The sequence below is a fragment of the Hydrogenophaga sp. genome (genome assembly GCF_050182545.1).
In the GTDB taxonomy this organism is placed as follows: domain Bacteria; phylum Pseudomonadota; class Gammaproteobacteria; order Burkholderiales; family Burkholderiaceae_C; genus Hydrogenophaga.
The window spans coordinates 1-12493 of sequence record NZ_JBFXCD010000002.1 but is presented as its reverse complement, the minus strand read 5'-3'; the positions used below and the strand labels follow the sequence as shown (position 1 = coordinate 12493).

At 69.8% G+C, this 12493-nt stretch carries 14 protein-coding genes; 4 read left to right on the top strand and 10 right to left on the bottom strand.

The annotated features are described in order from the left end of the window. Positions 1-3: 3 nt before the first annotated feature. Positions 4-705: a haloacid dehalogenase type II gene (locus tag AB7P10_RS02140; protein ID WP_428292198.1), complete on the top strand. Its 702-nt coding sequence runs from the start codon at positions 4-6 to the stop codon at positions 703-705. 25 nt (positions 706-730) lie between these two features. Here the strand turns inward: AB7P10_RS02140 and AB7P10_RS02135 are convergent, their stop codons facing one another. Both AB7P10_RS02135 and AB7P10_RS02130 read right to left on the bottom strand, forming a co-directional pair. Then, positions 731-1183, bottom strand: a complete 453-nt coding sequence (locus AB7P10_RS02135; protein ID WP_428292197.1) for a hypothetical protein — start codon at positions 1181-1183, stop codon at positions 731-733. A 4-nt stretch (positions 1184-1187) separates the two neighbouring features. Then, positions 1188-1454, bottom strand: a complete 267-nt coding sequence (locus AB7P10_RS02130; RefSeq protein WP_428292196.1) for a hypothetical protein — start codon at positions 1452-1454, stop codon at positions 1188-1190. Between the two features lie 206 nt (positions 1455-1660). Here AB7P10_RS02130 and AB7P10_RS02125 point away from each other — a divergent pair, with 206 nt between their 5' ends. Next, on the top strand, positions 1661-2059 hold the full coding sequence (locus AB7P10_RS02125) for a hypothetical protein (RefSeq protein WP_428292195.1): 399 nt from the start codon (positions 1661-1663) through the stop codon (positions 2057-2059). Positions 2060-2073: 14 nt separating this feature from the next. Here the strand turns inward: AB7P10_RS02125 and AB7P10_RS02120 are convergent, their stop codons facing one another. The 4 genes from AB7P10_RS02120 to AB7P10_RS02105 are packed head-to-tail and all read right to left on the bottom strand — an operon-like array spanning position 2074 to position 7068. Continuing rightward, a complete protein-coding gene (locus tag AB7P10_RS02120) occupies positions 2074-2871 on the bottom strand; it encodes a DUF4399 domain-containing protein (RefSeq protein WP_428292194.1) in 798 nt (265 codons plus the stop codon). A gap of 56 nt (positions 2872-2927) precedes the next feature. Next, positions 2928-4082: an FAD-dependent oxidoreductase gene (locus tag AB7P10_RS02115; protein ID WP_428292193.1), complete on the bottom strand. Its 1155-nt coding sequence runs from the start codon at positions 4080-4082 to the stop codon at positions 2928-2930. Between the two features lie 23 nt (positions 4083-4105). Beyond that, the gene (locus AB7P10_RS02110) at positions 4106-4882 is read right to left on the bottom strand and encodes a DUF3047 domain-containing protein (protein WP_428292192.1); all 777 of its coding nucleotides are present in this window, start codon (positions 4880-4882) and stop codon (positions 4106-4108) included. Continuing rightward, positions 4879-7068 (bottom strand): FAD-dependent oxidoreductase, encoded by a 2190-nt coding sequence (locus AB7P10_RS02105; RefSeq protein ID WP_428292191.1) that lies wholly within the window; start codon positions 7066-7068, stop codon positions 4879-4881. The genes AB7P10_RS02110 and AB7P10_RS02105 overlap by 4 nt, the downstream gene beginning before the upstream one ends. 57 nt (positions 7069-7125) lie before the next feature. Here AB7P10_RS02105 and AB7P10_RS02100 point away from each other — a divergent pair, with 57 nt between their 5' ends. After that, positions 7126-8187 carry an aminoglycoside phosphotransferase family protein gene (locus AB7P10_RS02100; protein WP_428292190.1) on the top strand — a complete coding sequence of 354 codons (1062 nt, stop codon included), beginning with the start codon at positions 7126-7128 and terminating at the stop codon, positions 8185-8187. Beyond that, positions 8184-9566, top strand: a complete 1383-nt coding sequence (locus tag AB7P10_RS02095; protein ID WP_428292189.1) for a TIGR04283 family arsenosugar biosynthesis glycosyltransferase — start codon at positions 8184-8186, stop codon at positions 9564-9566. Before AB7P10_RS02100 ends, AB7P10_RS02095 begins: the two co-directional genes overlap by 4 nt. Before the next feature lie 66 nt (positions 9567-9632). Here the strand turns inward: AB7P10_RS02095 and AB7P10_RS02090 are convergent, their stop codons facing one another. From AB7P10_RS02090 to AB7P10_RS02075, 4 genes are all read right to left on the bottom strand, one after another. Further along, positions 9633-10472, bottom strand: coding sequence for an undecaprenyl-diphosphate phosphatase (locus AB7P10_RS02090; protein WP_428292188.1), 840 nt, complete (start codon positions 10470-10472; stop codon positions 9633-9635). Between the two features lie 49 nt (positions 10473-10521). Further along, on the bottom strand, positions 10522-11127 hold the full coding sequence (locus AB7P10_RS02085) for a CDP-alcohol phosphatidyltransferase family protein (protein WP_428292187.1): 606 nt from the start codon (positions 11125-11127) through the stop codon (positions 10522-10524). Next, positions 11117-11752 (bottom strand): ATP-binding cassette domain-containing protein, encoded by a 636-nt coding sequence (locus tag AB7P10_RS02080; RefSeq protein ID WP_428292186.1) that lies wholly within the window; start codon positions 11750-11752, stop codon positions 11117-11119. Before AB7P10_RS02080 ends, AB7P10_RS02085 begins: the two co-directional genes overlap by 11 nt. Next, positions 11749-12493 (bottom strand): ABC transporter permease subunit (locus AB7P10_RS02075; RefSeq protein WP_428292185.1); only part of this gene is annotated, 745 nt, incomplete at its 5' end. The genes AB7P10_RS02080 and AB7P10_RS02075, both read right to left, overlap by 4 nt.

Below are 12493 nucleotides of genomic sequence, written 5' to 3'. Positions count from 1 at the left end.
GCCATGCCCCGAACCCCGACCCCCATCCTCGCCTTCGACGTCTTCGGCACCGTGGTCGACTGGCACGGCAGCATCGTGCGCGAGGTGCGGGCGCTGTACCCGCAGGTGGATGCCGACGCCTTCGCGCTCGCCTGGCGCGAGGGCTACCAGCCCGCCATGCAGCGTGTGCGGTCCGGTGAACTGGGCTGGACGCTGATCGACGACCTGCACCGCCTGATCCTCGACGGGCTGCTGCCGCGCTTTGGCCTGGCGCACCTGGACGAGGCCGCGCGCGATCACCTCAACCGCGTGTGGCACCGGCTCGACCCCTGGCCCGACACGGTGCAGGGGCTCACCCGCCTGAAAACCCGCCACACGCTGTGCAGCCTGTCCAACGGCAACCTCGGCCTGCTCACCAACATGGCCAAGCGTGCCGGACTGCCCTGGGACTGCGTGCTCTCGGCCGAGGTGTTCCGCGCCTACAAACCCGACCCGCGCACCTACCTCGGCGTGGCCGAGGTGTTTCGCGTGCCGCCCGCGCAAGTGATGCTGGTGGCCGCGCACCAGGACGATCTGGCCGCGGCGCGTGCCTGCGGCCTGTCCACCGCCTACGTGGAGCGCCCGCTGGAGTTCGGCGCCGCGCGGCCCAAGGACGTGTCACCCGATGCGGCCAACACGCTGCACGCGCGCGATTTTCTGGACCTGGCCGACCAGCTCGGCTGCTGAGGCCGGCTCGCGGGTAGATGCAGTGCTACTTCCGCGTGAGCACGGCGGTGGCGACGTTGCTTCGCGTGATGTAGCGACCCTGCAGCTTGCCGTCGACAATCCGGTACTCGACACGTGCAGACCCGTTGGGAAAGGCGATATGCAGCGTGTCGTCCCTGACCTGGCCGGGGACACGAACGAACCCGGGGGCCCTGATGTTCCATCCCGGGTAGGCGCCATGGCTGTACACGGCCACAACGGAGTTGTCGTCAGACAGGGTCTCCACCACGAGCGTGTGGCACAGGACGCCCTGCCACTGGCCATCGCCCCACACGCCGAGAAACGCCTGAGGGCCATCCGTCGCCGAGGGCGTGGCCACGATGACATCCGACGGCAGTGGCGTGGAGCATGGCTGCGACTGTGCGTCGCCTGCTCCAAGGGCGAAGGCCCATGCGATCACGACTGCGCCGGCCCGCATCCGTGTTTCCACTTGCGGCATGCCGTCAGGCTTTCTTGCACGTGAAGGGGGTGCCATTGGCTGTGACACCGGAAGCCTCGGTCTTGGCTTCATTCAGTTTCACGGGATAGTGCCCTCCGCTGGTGAAACCCGAGAGATGCACATAGGCCTGCCCGGAGCCGTCGTAGCGGGAAGTGATCAGTCCGTTGGCGCTGCATGTCCAGTTGGCACCGGAACCTGGAGCAGCACACGCGGAAATTCCGCCGAGTATTGCCAACACGCCAAACAGACTCAGACGTCGATGGGAGTTCATTGGGGGGTCCTTCCAGCAGCGGGACATTCCGCCATCGCATGCTAGCTGCGCTTGTCAGGCAAGAGCGGTGAACTATCCGACTCGCGGTAGGTGTTTGTCCGAGTTCCGCTGGCGGCATCCGCAGGATATGAAGGTCATCGCACGCGTCTCTTGTTCGGGCTGCCGTATGGGACGGCGGGCCTTTTCTCCCACCAACGGAATCGACCATGTCCAAACACCGTGCGCCCATGTTGGCCCTTGCCCTTGGCTTCGTGTCCTTCGCTTCCCAGGCCGAATCAACGGCAGGATTGGTCAAGATGGGCGAATACCGCGGCGATGTCGATGCCAGGAACGGCGATTTTGCTTTCCTCATCACGATCGACAAGGTGGAGGGAAACACCTTCTCGGGCACGAGCCATTTCTACAAGGCCACGAGCATTTGTCGCCGGCCGTTTCCGATGATCGGCGTCGTCACCCCCGAAGGCCGGGTGCTGCTGGATGCGTCAAAAGACCTGAGCCTGCCGACATGTGGTCGCACCTTTGATCTCAAGCCCTCTGGTGCGGGATTTGAGGGAACTCTCAAAGGCCCCCAAGGGCAATACAACGTGACCCTGACACCCAGGTAGCGGTTCAAGACTCCCTACTGCACGCGCACGCTGGCCGTGGCGGGCTCCGTGAGCAGCTTGCCGGCGGCGGTGTTGTCCAGCAATTCGAGCTTGAGGCTGTAGCTGCCGGCCGGGGGCGCGAGCCAGACTTCGGTCTGGCCATCGTCGAATTCCATCACCGCCGGGGCGCCGCTGGCGGGCGTGACGGTCAGGCGGAAGTGGCCGGTGTCGGGCAGGCGCTGCGAGCGGTGTGCCACGTTGAGCGCCGAGGCATGGAACTGCACGCGAAACGGGTTCCTGACCACGGGCCCATCCACCATCATGCCCACGCCCTTGACCGACAGCGTCTTGGGGTCGGTCGGGTTCTTCTTCGTCACGGTGATCGTGGCCGGCTTGCTGTAGACGAAGTGCGGCAGGTGGTTCTGGTCGGCCAGCAGCATGCGCAGCGTGTAGGTGCCGGGCTCGAGCGTGAGCACCGTCTCCATCTGGCCCTTGCCGAAGTGGATGTACTGGTCGTTGAAAGGCAGCGCTTCCTTGAAGTTCAGCGGCAGGTCGCGGTTGACCAGCAGGTGGTGGTGGCCGCTCTTGCGCCCGCCTGGCTGCGCAATGGGCGCCAGGCCCCAGCCGCCGGAGAGACCGAACTTGAGCACATAGGGTGTCTCGATCTTGTCGCCGTCTTCGAGGTTGGTGAAGTAGGCCTCGGCGGTCAGGCGCGGCGCCGCGGCCTGCCAGGGGTGGAACTTGCTGGTGGCGTTTGCGGCTGGTGCCTGCGCCATGGCGCCACCGCAGAACACGAGGCTGGCGAGCAGGAGGGTGTGGCGCAGGTCGGTCATGGTGTTCGGACGGAGGTTTGATACCCCCCCGAGTTTAGCCACCGACGTCGCTGGCCTCAGGCTCGCCGGTAACGGGTCACAAACGCGCGGTCGATCCGGTCCTTCCACCACCACGCCCAGGCGCCTTCGGCGTGCAGCGGGCCGTAGCTGGCGATGGCATGCCCGGTGCCGCAGGACAGCAGGTTGAGGGTGTGGCGGGGCGGGTGGTGCGGCCGCAGCGCCTGGCCACCATGCGCGGCGAGCAGGTTGTGCGCCAGCGGCGGGCCCGCGCGCACCGCGTACACGCCGCTGCGTGCGTGCGGCTGGTCGATGCGGCTGCACACGTCGCCGGCGGCGAACACGTTGGCGTGGCTGGTGCTCTGCTGGCAGGCGTTCACCAGCACATGCCCGCTGTCGCTCAGGGCCAGCCCGCTGCCCTGCAGCCAGGCGGGCGCGTGCGTGCCGATGGCCAGCAGCGGCACATCGCAGGCCAGGCGCGCGCCGTTGCCCAGGTGCACCTCGCCTTCGCTGATGCCGGTGCAGGCTTCGCGCAGCACGGTGATGCCGCGCCGCCTGAGCTGGCGCAGCGCGCGCCGCTGCACGCCCGGGCTGTAGTTGTCGGCCACCTCGGGCCCACCGGTGACGAGCGTGAAGCGCGCGCCCGGCTGGCCGTGCAGGCGCAGCGCCTGTTCAGCCGCGAACACCAGCTCGATGCCACCGGCGCCCGCGCCCACCACCGCCAGCGACACGGCCTGGCGCTGCGCCAGCGCCATCACCTGCGGCCACAGCGCGGTGAAGGCCTCGATCGGCCGGATCGGCAGGGCGTGCGTGGCCGCGCCGGGCATTTCGTCCTCCAGACGCGTGCGGTCGAGCACGGCGCCGGTGTCGATGGAGAGCAGGTTGTAGGGCAGCGTGGCGGGTGTGTCTGGTGCACCCTGCACCGCAGCGACCCGCACGGTCTGCGCGGCGGTGTCGATGCCGTCGCAACGGCCCTGCACCCAGCGCGCGCCCGTCGCGCGCAGCAGCGGCTCCAGCGGTACGCGGCCTTCGTCCTCTGTGTAGCGCCCCGCCACGTAGCCTGGCGTCATGCCGCTGTAGACCTGGTGCGGGTAGGGCGTGAGCACGGTCACGTCCAGATCGGCGGGGTGGTGGTCGGCCAGGTGGGCCAGCACCTGCAGGTGGGCGTGGCCGGCGCCGAGCAGCAGGAGCTTCTGGATGCCGTGGTGTTGCATGGGCCCCGATGTTACGGGGTGTGTCAAGGCGCGCCCGAGGCCCAGCGCAGATCGGCCACCCAGCCGCTGCTGGTGCTGGCGGTGTTGTCGCTGTCGGCGCCCAGCAGCACGCGCGTGACCGGCGGCGCGTCGCGCACCGGCGTGGCCCGGCCTTCGGGCAGTTCGTCCGCGAACAGGTCGATGAAGTCGCGGGCCACGTCGCGCGATTCGTTGACCCAGCGCGCCAGTGGAGCACCGCGACCCTGCAGGCTGATGAAGCGCACGCGGCGGGTGTAGGGGTTGGCGCCCTGCGTGAGGGCGGGGTGGGTGCTGTCCCACACGTAGCACACGGTGGCTGCGGGCAGGGTCTCGCCGCTCACGCCGCGCGCGATGCGCAGCAGCGTGCGCTCCAGAAAGGGCACGCGATCAAGCGGGTGGTCGAACATCACGCAGACCTTGAGCGCCGCGTCGTCACCGGCCTTGGTGAGGATGTCGGCCGGCGCGGTGCCACCGGTGAGCGGCTCGTCGAGTCGCCAGCGCCATTGCAGCCGGGCCGCTGCCGTGCCCGCCACCTCGTGCACCAGCGTGCCGTAGCTGGAGCGCGTGATCACCTGCACCGCGGGCACGCCGCCCACGCGGCCGGCCTCGAAGCGCGTGGGCGGCAGATCGGCTTTCTGCTTGGGGAAGCCGACGAAGCGCCAGTCGGGGTGCAGGGCTCCGTCGTCTTGCAGCAGGGGTGGCAAAGGTGACGCGGTCTGCGCCGCCAGCGGCAGCGCGATGCCGGCCCCCAGCGCACAAAGGATCGAGCGCAGGCCGATCATCCGCGCCGCCAGTCGTGAAACCTGCCCAGCCAGGCCAGCAACTGCTGTGGCGCGTGCGCGCGCTTCCATTCGCCGGCGGCGTATTTGTTGGCTTCTGCCATCGTGGGGTACGTGTGGATGGTGCCCAGCATCTTGTTCAGACCCAGGCCGTGTTTCATGGCCAGCACGTATTCGGCCAGCAGGTCCGCAGCGTGGCTGCCGACGATGGTCACGCCCAGGATGGTGTCCTTGCCTGGCGGGGTGAGCACCTTCACGAAGCCATGCGCCTCGCTGTCGGCGATCGCGCGGTCCAGGTCGTCGATGCCGTACTTCGTGACCTCCACGGCGATGCCGCGTTCCTTCGCTTCCTGTTCGTTGAGGCCCACGCGTGCGACCTCGGGGTCGATGAACGTGGCCCAGGGGATGACGCGGTAGTCGGCCTTGAACAGGCGCAGGTCGCCGAACAGCGCGTTGACCGCCGCGTACCACGCCTGGTGCGCCGCCACGTGGGTGAACTGGTAGGGCCCGGCCACGTCGCCGGCGGCGTAGATGTTGGGGTAGAGCGTCTGCAGGTATTCGTTGGTCTCGATGGTCTTGCCGCTCGGGATGCCGAGTTCCTCCAGTCCGTAGCCGCTCAGGCGCGCGCTGCGGCCCACGGCGCAGATCAGCTCGTCGAAGGCAATGCGCTGCTCGGCGCCGGCGTGCTCCACCACCAGCAGTTTCTCGCCGTCGACCCTTTCGCAGCGCAGCGCCTTGTGGCCGGTGCGCACGTCCACGCCGTCGGCCTGCAAGGCACGGCGCGCGAGTTCGCTCACCTCCTCGTCCTCGCGCAGCATGATGCGCGGCGCCATCTCCACCTGCGTCACCTGCGAGCCCAGGCGCGCAAAGGCCTGTGCCAGCTCGCAGCCGATCGGGCCGCCGCCCAGCACCACGAGGCGCCGGGGCAACTCGTCGCGTTCGGCGAACTTCTCCCACATCGTGTCGCTGGTCACGTAGCCGCTGTCTTCGAGGCCGGGCAGCGGCGGCACGAAGGGGCGAGCGCCAGCGGCGATGACGATGCCGCGCGCGGTCAAGGTCTGCGTGCCGCCGCTGTGGAGCGCGATCTCCACCGTCCAGGGGCTGGTGAGTTTGGCGTGGCCCTGCAGCACCTCGACACCCAGGCCGGTGTAACGCTCGACGCTGTCGTGCGGCTCGATCGCGCGGATCACGGCCTGGATGCGCTGCATCACCGCCTTGAAGCTGAAGGCCGGTGTGGCGTCACCCAGGCCGTAGGTCGAGCCGTGGCGCATCTGGTGGGCCAGCGTGGCGCTCTTGATCAGGGCCTTGCTCGGCACGCAGCCATAGTTCAGGCAGTCGCCCCCCATCTTGTGGGCTTCGACCAGCGTGACCTTCGCCTTCACGGTGGCCGCGATGTAGGCCGAGACCAGGCCGCCCGCGCCCGCGCCGATCACGATCAGGTTGCGGTCGAAGCGCGCCGGGCGTACGTGCTTCCAGCGTGCATACACCTGGCGCTTGCGCACGGCCGCGACGATCCGGCGCGCGATCAGCGGGAACAGGCCCAGCAGCACGAAGGAGCCGATCAGTGCGGGGCTGAGGATGCCCTGGAGCGATTCGAGCCGGCCCAGCTGGGTGCCGGCGTTGACGTACACCAGCGTGCCCGCCAGCATGCCGAGCTGGCTCACCCAGTAAAAGGTGCGCGCCTTCATCGCTGTCAGGCCCATCACCAGGTTGATGACGAAGAACGGCACGACAGGAATGAGGCGCAGCGTGAACAGGTAGAAGGCGCCGTCCCTCTCGATGCCCCGGTTGATCTCCGCCAGGCGCGTGCCGAAGCGCGCCTCGACGCTGCCGCGCAGCACGAAGCGCGAGACCAGGAAGGCCAGCGTGGCGCCGATGCTGGAGGCGAACGACACCAGCACCGTGCCCCAGAGCAGCCCGAAGAGGGCGCCGCCGGCCAGGGTGATGATGGTCGCACCGGGCAGCGACAGCGCGGTGGTGGCCACATAGATCGCAAAATAGGCCAGTGCCACCTGCAGCGGTGCGCGGGCCTGCACTTCGGCGAACGCGGCCTGGCTTTGTTTGAGATAGTCCAGGCTCAGGAAGCGGCCCAGATCGAAAGCGAAGAAGGCCGAGATGCCCAGCACCACCACCAGGAGCAGCAGGATTTTGCGAATGTTCACGATGGATCCGATCAGAAGCCTGCCCATGGGTCGCCAGGCCGCAGCCATTCTTACATCGATGACGTTCCCACAGGGGCGACGCCCTTGAGCGCGACGGACGACATCGCCACGCGACTGCGCCAGGCCTTGCTGCTCGAAGGCCACGCTGGCGCACAGGGCGTGCTCGCGCCGCTGCGCGACAAGGGGCTGGCACACGACCATGTGCGCCTGGTGGGCAGCGGGCTGCTCGCGCGCATTCCCAAGCAGAGCCAGATGGACCTGGGCGCGGCGGACAACCTGGCCTACCAGATGACCTGTTTCGAGCGCGCCGCCGCAGGCGGGCACACCCCGGCGCTGCGCGGCTGGCTGCCACCTTCGCAGGCCCTGCCGCGCGGCGCCCTGCTGGTCGACGAGATCCTCGGTCGGCCCGCGTCGCTGCCCGACGATCTGGACGCCATTGCCGAAGCACTGGCCTCACTGCACCAACTGCCACTGCCCGAAGCCGCGCTGCGCGCGCCCCTGCGCGACGATCCCGACCCGTTGCGTGCGCTGGTCGACGAGATCGCGGCGCAGGCGCGTTACCTGGCGCCCGCAGGCCTGGCACCCCGGGTGGCGCGCGCCATCGACATCGAGCGGCAGCGCCTGCAATCGCTCGCCGATCGCACTGACCGCCCGGCGCGCCGCCTGATCGCCTTCGACGGCCACCCGGGCAATTTCATCGTGCAGGCCGATGGGCGCGCCATGCTGGTGGATCTGGAGAAGTGCCGCTATGGCTACCCCGGCCTGGACCTGGCGCACGCCACGCTCTACACCTCCACCACCTGGGACCTGGAGACGCGGGCCGAACTCACGCCCGCGCAGGTGATGGTGTTCTACGCGGCCTGGGCCCGCGCCGCGGGCGCGCTGGCCGACGAGGCGCAGGCCTGGCACCTGCCGCTGCGCCGCGCGATGTGGCTGTGGTCCGTGACCTGGTGCGCCAAGTGGCGCGTCACATCGGGCGCGCCCGCGCGCGGCACCGCGCATGGCGAGGACTGGTCGGGCGAGCACAGCGAGGCCGCCCTCGTGGCGCACGTGCGCGAGCGCGTCGATCACTACCTCAGCCTGGCCGTGGTGTCCCGGGTGCGCGACGAGTTCGCCACGCTCGAACCGCTCATGGGCAAACCATGAGCGCAGCGCCGGGCCGTTCCCAGGCCAGCGCGCACCGCAGCCCGCAGGGCGAAGCTGGCCCAATGACGCGCCTGTCCATCGTGATGCCCGTGCTGGACGAAGCGGACACACTGGCCGCGCGCCTGCAGGCGCTGGCGCCGCTGCGCGCGCGCGGCGCCGAACTGCTGGTGGTCGATGGCGGCAGTGGCGACGGCACGGCGGACATCGCACGGGCCCATGCCGACCGGGTGCTGCGCGCCCCGCGCGGCCGCGCCACCCAACTCAACGCGGGGGCCTGCGCAGCCACGGGCGATGTGCTGCTGTTTCTGCACGCCGACACGCAATTGCCGCCCGAGTCGGACTGGCTGATCGCGCAGGCGTTGGCGGCCGGCCGCGCCTGGGGCCGCTTCGACGTGCGCATCGAAGGCCGCCATGCCCTGCTGCCCATGGTGGCCGCGCTCATGAACCTGCGCTCGCGCTGGAGCGGCATCGCCACCGGGGACCAGGCCCTGTTCGTGCGGCGGCGTGTCTTCGAGTCGCTGGGGGGCTTCGCACCGCTGCCGCTGATGGAAGACATCGACCTGAGCCGGCGCCTGAAGCACATCGGGCCACCGGCCTGCCTGCGCGAGCCGGTGACCACCTCGGGCCGGCGCTGGGACCGGCACGGCTTCTGGCGCACGGTGCTGCTGATGTGGCGGCTGCGCGCGGCATTCGCGCTGGGCGCCGACGCGCACGCGCTGGCAAGGCGCTATGGCTACACCGCCCGCGCACCGGCGGCGGTGGCCGTTCTGGCCAAGGCACCCGTACCCGGCCTGGCCAAGACCCGACTCATTCCGGCGCTGGGGGCCGCGGGCGCGGCGCGTGCGCAGCGCGCCTTTGCGCTGCGCACGATCGGCACCGCGCGCGCCGCCGGCACTGGGCCGGTCACGCTCTGGTGCGCGCCCGGCGCAGGCCACCGCTTCTTTCGCGCGCTGCGGCGGCGCCACGGCGTGGAAGCGGTGGACCAGTCCGAGGGCGACATCGGCCAGCGCATGGCCGCGGCGATGCGCGCGCACTTCGCCCGCGCGCCACGCACACCGCTGCTGATCGTCGGCACCGACTGCCCGGTGCTCACGGCCGACCACCTGCAGCAGGCCGCCGATGCGCTGCACACGCAGGACGCGGTGCTGATCCCCGCCGAGGACGGCGGCTACGTGCTCATCGGCCTGCGCCGGCCGCTGCCGGCGGTGTTCAGCGGCGTGGACTGGAGCACGCCGCAGGTGCTGGCGCAGACACGCGAGCGCCTGCGCGCCGCGGGCGCGTCATGGCAGGAACTGACGACCCTGTGGGATGTGGACGAACCGGCCGACTGGGCGCGGTGGAAAAAAGGGGCTGGTGAATTTACTCAATGCGTTGAGTGATTTATCTCAGTCTGTTGAGCAATTCGCCTTACCAACGTTTCGTCCAGAAGCCGCCGTTTGACGGGTTCAATGCGCGCTCAGCACGCCCGCGCCCAGTAGCGCGAACACCAGCAGGCCCAGCGCGATGCGGTAGTAGACGAAGGCCATGTAGCCGCGCGTGGACACCAGCTTGAGAAAGACGACGATCACGCCGTAGCCCACGCCAAAGGCGATCAATGTGGCCAGGGCGGTGGGGCCCGGCGCCACGGGGCTGCCGTGCTGCCAGCTGCGAAACAGCTGGTAGAAGCCTGAGCCCATCACCGCTGGAATGGCCAGCAGGAAGGAGTAGCGCGCCGCGGCCTCGCGCGTGTAGCCCATGAGCAGTCCGGCCGTGATCGTGCCGCCCGAGCGCGAGACGCCCGGGATCAGCGCCATGGCCTGGGCCAGGCCGAACAGCAGGCCGTGGCCCCAGCTGAGCTTGTCGAGCGTGCGCTCGCGCCGACCATGGCGGTCGGCCGCACCCAGGATGAGCGCGAACACGATCAGCATGGTGGCCGTGATGTAGAGGTTGCGCAGCGAGCCTTCGATCGCGTCCTTGAACAGCAGGCCCAGCACCACGATGGGCAGCGAGCCGATGATGATCAGCCAGCCCATGCGCGCGTCCGGGTTCTGCCGCATGGCCGGTTGCGTGAGCGAGGCCCACCAGGCCAGGAAGATGCGCACGATGTCGTGCCGGAAGTACAGCAGCACCGCGGCCTCGGTGCCAATCTGGGTGATGGCGGTGAAGGCCGCGCCGGGGTCGCCGCCCGAGGGCAGCAGCGGGCCGATGATGCGCAGGTGCGCGCTGGAGGAGATGGGGAGGAATTCGGTCAGGCCCTGGATCAGGCCCAGGAAGGCGGCTTCGAGCCAGGCGGTGGCGGGGCTCATGGGGTGGGCGCGTGGAGGTGCATGGTGCGCAAAGTATAGGGAGGCGCGTTCAGCGGAACCGGCGGTAACCCCAGGCGATGCGCAGCACGGTGCTGATGGCGCACAGGGCCGCGAAGCCGTAGGCGATGTGCGGGAACCAGCGCGGCCACAGGCACATGGCGGCGAAGGCGGCGATGGTTTCGGTGGCTTCGGTCAGGCCCCCCAGAAAGTAGAAGCTCTTGTTCGGGAATGCGGTGGAGTGCAGGTCGCGTTGCGCCGCGACGATGGCGAAGGCGAGAAAGCTGCTCCCCGTGCCGATGAAGCTGGCCAGTAGCACGGCCGCAGGCAGGGCGTTGGCGGCAGGGTCGGCCAGCGCGAAGGCCAGCGGTATCGAGGCGTAGAAGAGGAAGTCGAGCGTGATGTCGAGAAAGCCGCCGCGGTCGGTGGGCGTGGTGGCGCGCGCCACCGCGCCGTCGAGCCCGTCAAACAGGCGTGAGAGCAGCAGCAGCCCCAGGCCGGTGAGGAAATGGCCCAGCGCGATCGACAGCGCCGCACCCATGCCGATGCCGAAGCCGATGAAGCTCAGCGCGTCCGCGCCGATGCCCAGGCGCACCAGGCTGCGGGCGGCGTGGGCCAGCAGCGGCCTGAGCCGTTTTTGCAGCGCGCTATCGAGCATGGCCGAGCTCGATCACGAGTGCCGGGTCGGCGATGTCGGCCGCGTCGTGCGTCACCAGCACGGCGGGCATGCGGCGCGCGCGCAGGTGCTCGAACACGAAGGCGCGGAACTGGTCGCGCAGGGCCGCGTCCAGCCGCGAGAAGGGTTCGTCGAGCAGCAGCACGCGCGGGTGTGCGAGCAGGGCACGCATGAGCGCGATGCGCGCGCGCTGCCCGCCCGAGAGCGTGGCCGGATCGCGCGCGCCGAAGCCGGCCAGCCCGGCTTCGCTCAGCGCGCGCTCCACCGCATCCAGCCGATCGCGCTTCGGCCCCGCCGGCACGGCGAACAGCAGGTTCTCGGCCACGGTCATGTGGGCGAACAGCAGGTCCTCTTGAAACAGCAGGCCGATGCCGCGCGCGGCCGTGGGCAGGGCATCGAGCGCCTGCCCATCCAGCCGGACCGAGCTTTCGCACTGCAGGGCCTCGTGGTCGAGCGTGCCCGCGATGGCCGCGAGCACCGAGCTCTTGCCGCAGCCGCTGGGACCCATGAGCGTGAGGATCTGCCCCGGCGCGACCTCGAAGCGCAGGTCCTGCACCAGCGTGTGGTCGCGCGTGGCCAGGCGGTGGATGTGAATGGCAAGCGTCATGCGGGGTTGCGTCTGAAACGGCGGGGCCGGCCCACCCAGGCCGCCAGCGCGAAGGCCAGCACCGGCAGCAGGATCTGCAGGCCGGCATAGGCGCTGGTGAGCGATCGCTGGCCGCCCGATGCGAGTGTGACGGCTTCGGTGGTCACGCTGGCGTAGCGGCCCGCGCCCAGGTAGAGCGTGGGCAGGTACTGTGCCACGCTGACGGCGAAGCCCACGGCCGCGGCCGATGCCAGCGAGCGCCGCAACAGTGGCCATTTCACGCGCCACAGAAAGCGCCAGGCGCCGTGGCCCAGGCTGGCATTGAGCTGGGCGTAGCGCGCGTCGAAACCCAGGTAGGCCGGACTGAGCGCCAGCAGCACATAGGGCAGCACCATGAGCGTGTGTGCGAGCAGCACGCCCAGGGCCTGGCCTTCCAGCCGCAAGCGCAGGCCCACGGCGTACAGGCCCACCACCCACAACACGGCGGGCAGCACCAGCGGCAGGTAGAGCAGGGGGCGCAGGGCCTCGTCCCAGCGGCGCGGGGCGAGCTCCAGCCAGGCCACGCTCCAGACCAGTGCGATGGCGCTGCTGCCCGCCGCGAGCCACAGCGTGGTCACGGTGGTCGTGCTGCTGCTGGCCACCTGATGCCAGGCCGCCAGCGTCCAGGACTGCGGCCAGATGGCGGGAAAGGCCCACACGCCGCTGACGCTGCCCAGCGCCAGCGCCAGCAGCACCGCGACGTACAGGCCGCCGAGCAGCCAC

What these genes read in the sequence shown, in the direction of transcription:
- AB7P10_RS02080 (WP_428292186.1), bottom strand. Translation starts at nt 11,752, where the DNA reads ATGACGCTTGCCATTCACATCCACCGCCTGGCCACGCGCGACCACACG.
- AB7P10_RS02130 (WP_428292196.1), bottom strand. Translation starts at nt 1,454, where the DNA reads ATGAACTCCCATCGACGTCTGAGTCTGTTTGGCGTGTTGGCAATACTC.
- AB7P10_RS02090 (WP_428292188.1), bottom strand. Translation starts at nt 10,472, where the DNA reads ATGAGCCCCGCCACCGCCTGGCTCGAAGCCGCCTTCCTGGGCCTGATC.
- AB7P10_RS02120 (WP_428292194.1), bottom strand. Translation starts at nt 2,871, where the DNA reads ATGACCGACCTGCGCCACACCCTCCTGCTCGCCAGCCTCGTGTTCTGC.
- AB7P10_RS02135 (WP_428292197.1), bottom strand. Translation starts at nt 1,183, where the DNA reads ATGCCGCAAGTGGAAACACGGATGCGGGCCGGCGCAGTCGTGATCGCA.
- AB7P10_RS02095 (WP_428292189.1), top strand. Translation starts at nt 8,184, where the DNA reads ATGAGCGCAGCGCCGGGCCGTTCCCAGGCCAGCGCGCACCGCAGCCCG.
- AB7P10_RS02105 (WP_428292191.1), bottom strand. Translation starts at nt 7,068, where the DNA reads ATGGGCAGGCTTCTGATCGGATCCATCGTGAACATTCGCAAAATCCTG.
- AB7P10_RS02110 (WP_428292192.1), bottom strand. Translation starts at nt 4,882, where the DNA reads ATGATCGGCCTGCGCTCGATCCTTTGTGCGCTGGGGGCCGGCATCGCG.
- AB7P10_RS02140 (WP_428292198.1), top strand. Translation starts at nt 4, where the DNA reads ATGCCCCGAACCCCGACCCCCATCCTCGCCTTCGACGTCTTCGGCACC.
- AB7P10_RS02125 (WP_428292195.1), top strand. Translation starts at nt 1,661, where the DNA reads ATGTCCAAACACCGTGCGCCCATGTTGGCCCTTGCCCTTGGCTTCGTG.
- AB7P10_RS02115 (WP_428292193.1), bottom strand. Translation starts at nt 4,082, where the DNA reads ATGCAACACCACGGCATCCAGAAGCTCCTGCTGCTCGGCGCCGGCCAC.
- AB7P10_RS02085 (WP_428292187.1), bottom strand. Translation starts at nt 11,127, where the DNA reads ATGCTCGATAGCGCGCTGCAAAAACGGCTCAGGCCGCTGCTGGCCCAC.